Annotated in this window: 3 protein-coding genes; all 3 read right to left on the bottom strand. The window is 43.0% G+C overall.

All coding sequences use genetic code 11. The annotated features are described in order from the left end of the window. Positions 1–71 precede the first annotated feature (71 nt). Positions 72–767 (bottom strand): ABC transporter ATP-binding protein, encoded by a 696-nt coding sequence (locus tag WBM98_RS06255; protein ID WP_424365169.1) that lies wholly within the window; start codon positions 765–767, stop codon positions 72–74. Positions 768–892: 125 nt separating this feature from the next. Next, entirely contained in the window at positions 893–2143 is a 1251-nt protein-coding gene (locus WBM98_RS06260) for an efflux RND transporter periplasmic adaptor subunit (protein WP_424365170.1), read from the bottom strand. 232 nt (positions 2144–2375) lie between these two features. Further along, on the bottom strand, positions 2376–3738 hold a 1363-nt coding region (locus WBM98_RS06265; RefSeq protein WP_424365171.1), incomplete at its 5' end, for a TolC family protein.

Here is a 3738-nt window from a genome sequence, read left to right on the forward strand (position 1 = left end):
GCCAGGCTATTTTTAAATAATTTTTAAACATAATGATTGATTTGATTGATGAATAAACTCCCTTCGGTCGGTTACATCATAGCCCCGATTGCCCGATTATGGCTCTCGGTAACCACCTGACCGTCGAATAGATTGATGACCCTATGCGCATAATGCGAATCATGATCGGAGTGCGTTACCATGACGATGGTGGTACCTTCTTGGTTCAGTTCGGTCAATAGGTTCATGACCTCGGTGCCATTTTTGGAATCCAAATTACCTGTAGGCTCATCCGCTAGAATTAATTTTGGATTGGTAACTACCGCCCTGGCTATGGCCACACGTTGCTGTTGACCTCCCGAAAGCTGGTGTGGAAAATGCTTTTCACGATGGGCGATTTTCATCCGCTCCAAAACCTTTATGACCTTTTCCCTACGTTCGTTTTTGCCCATTTTGAGGTAGATCAAGGGCAGTTCTACATTCTCGAAAACCGTTAGCTCATCGATGAGATTGAAACTCTGGAAAACAAAACCTAGATTCCCCTTTCGCAATTGCGTACGTTGGCTTTCCTTGAGTCCCGCTACCTCGTGGCCTGCAAATTGGTAACTACCCTCGGTGGGGTTGTCCAACATACCGATAATATTCAATAAGGTCGATTTGCCGCAACCCGATGGACCCATAATGCCGACAAATTCACCATCTTCCACTTTAAGGTTGACTTTGTTCAAAGCAAGGGTTTCCACCTCTTCCGTTCTAAAACTCTTTTTTAAATTTTGGATCTGTATCATTTGTTCGTTATTTGATTTTTTAGTTATTATTAGTAAAGACATTCAGTTATCCGCGATAGTGACAATTCTATTTTAACACTATTTTCTCCGCTTCACCACCCTTCGGCTCCGCTCAGGATCCACTATCATTTCAAAACAATCTTCTCGGCCTCGCCGAAACTATCATAGTTCGAAGTGATTACTTTTTCCCCTGCTTGAAGGCCTTCGAGCACTTCATAATATCTGGAGTTCTGTTTCCCGATACGGATGTTCCTTTTTAGCGCTATGTCCCCATCGGGGTTGACGACGAAAATCCATTGGCCGCCCGTACTTTGAAAGAAACTGCCTTTGGGTAACAAAAGGGCATCACTCGATTCACCTAGTTGTAATTTTATGTTATAGCTCTGTCCTGTTCGTATCGTTTCCGGTTTTTCATCGGTAAAGACCAGATCCACCTTGAATTTTCCGTTACGCACTTCAGGATATACCTTGCGCAATCGCAAAGGATATTCTTTGCCATTTCGTTCAAGCAATGCGGTCAAATCGCGTATCACCCTATCGATATAATGCTCATCGATGGTGGCTTCGATCTTATAATCGGTCAATACATTGATTTGCCCAATGCGTTCGCCTTGCGCGATGCTTTGACCAATCTCGGCATCCAAGAAACCTAACTGTCCGTCTGCGGGTGCCCGCACGTTCAGATGGTCCAAACGCTGGTAAACCATACCAAGGGTTCTCTGCATACGCGCTAGATCGCTATCAAGTCCGGTCAATGAAGTTTCAGCCAATTCCGAATCGTTTTCGGTCTGCAGTTTTACAATTTCAAATTGTTTTTGAGAGAGTTCATAATCTTCTTTCGATTTCAAATAATCCTCTTTCGAAATCAACTCTTCGTCATATAAGGCCTGGTTCTGCTCAAAATTACGCTTAAGGCGTTGTAGGTCTGTGCTAGAGGTCGCCAATGATTTTTTGCCATCTACCAGCCTGGAATCGAAGTTCAGTTTTGTGGAGCGTAGATCATTTTGCTTAAGGGCCAAATTGCTTTCGCTTTGCAGTATCTGTTCGTAAAGGTTCATGTTTTCCAACTTCAAAATGATGTCCCCCTTCTTAACGGTGGCCCCCTCTTCGATAAGTTTTTCGGTTACGCGACCCCCTTCATAAGCATCCATGTAGATGGTGGCGATAGGGGCCACATTGCCATTTATCGTGATATAATCATCAAATTTACCATGGGTGACTTCGGCGATTGACAGTTTGTCCTTTTCCGTACGGAAGGTCGATACCGAGGTTGCGAAGACCAATTGATAGGCGGCAAATAGTACTAATAGCCCAAGGGCGATGTAGCCGTAATGTTTGGGTCGTAATCCTTTTTTCTTTTCGAGTTGTATATCCATTTTTAGTATTGAGTATTGAGTACAAAGATTATAGTAGTGCTATGATTCAGCTTTTGAATCGCACCGACAGTAATTGATTAGTCATACTTAACAAATGCGAACGCCTTATTACATTTTTTTATCTTTTTTCCATATTCCATATTCCATATTCCATATTCCATATTCCATAATCTTCCGTCTTCCGTCTGTCATCTTGTCTGCGCTCTCTGTTCAATCTTCTTTAACCTCCTTTTCATTCTATGTTAAAGACGGGTAGGCCCCGGTAAAAATCCAACGTACTTTTATTGATTTCCGACCGCAGGCGCACCTGAAGGTTTTCGTTCTGGGCACCGGCAAAGAGATTCTTTGCGGTAAAAAGTTCCAAAGCGTTGATCATGCCTTTTTCATACCGCTTTTGGGCGATCGTAAAGGCCAACTGTTGTGCTACCATTTTTTGGGTACTTTGTTCATATTCGACCTGTAGGGCATGATAATCCTGTACTAAGGTTTGTATGGCCTGAAAAACGACCTGTTCTTGAAGGTCCAAATTGTTTTCCGCACGCAAACGTTCGATCTTTTGTTGTTTTACCCGTGAACGGGCTGACCATGCGTTGCTGATAGGAATATTCAGACTTACCCCAATATATTGAAAGGTATTGTCACGAAATTGATCGCGAAAAGGCACGGTAACGCCCATCGTATCTCTTGTGGTTTCAAAGTACCCTGTTCCCACACCGGTAAAAAGGGATAGGGACGGAAAAAGCCCCCCTCTTGTGGCGGCAACCTGTTTTTTAGCTGCCTTCGCCCGTAATTCCTGTGCCTTTAAAATGGGCATGAAGTTTTTTGCCTCCACAAAAATGGAATCCGATTGAATGGCTTGGGTATCGGTATTGACCATCGTTTCAGGGAGATTCTTTTGTATGGTAATGTCAGCAGTATCTTCCAAATTCATTTCCTGCACCAATTTCAATTTTGCGGCGATACATTGATTTTCACTTTGGGTAAGGTTCAGCTTGTCCGTCAACAAAAGAGATTCCGCTTCGTATAGATCTGCACCTGCCTTAAGTCCTAATTCAATCTGCTTTTTGACCAGATCATAATTTGATTGGGAAACCGCGAGCTGTTCCTTCGAGATGGCCACCAAACCTTCGAAGAACTGAATGTCATAAAATGCCTGCATTACGCGGAACGCCAAAAGGTATTTCTGTTGTAAGGTTTCTTCTTGAGTGGCTTTATATAGAAGTTTAGAGGCTTTGATCGTATTGATTTTCTGAAAGCCGCGAAATAGATCTATAGACGATTCCAATGAATAGCGGTTCGAGAAAAAGTCGGTCGTAATGACATCATTGGTAAAAGGGTCCGTACTACGGCCAAAATTGATGACATAGTCACTTGATCCGTTAATCCTCGGGAGTAAATCCCGAATGGATTGGCGGTAGGTTTCCCTATCGGCCTGCGTCGTATACTTGAAGTCGTTCAATTGCAGATTATGTTCCAAGGCATAGGATACACAAGCTTCCAGGGTCCATTTTTCTTGGGCAGATAGACTTAAGCCAAGCATGAAAAGGATTGTGAATAGTATGTTGAATTTAGTATTCATAGGATATTGGTATACC

It is taken from the genome of Maribacter sp. (assembly GCF_049667165.1).
Classification (GTDB): domain Bacteria; phylum Bacteroidota; class Bacteroidia; order Flavobacteriales; family Flavobacteriaceae; genus Maribacter_A.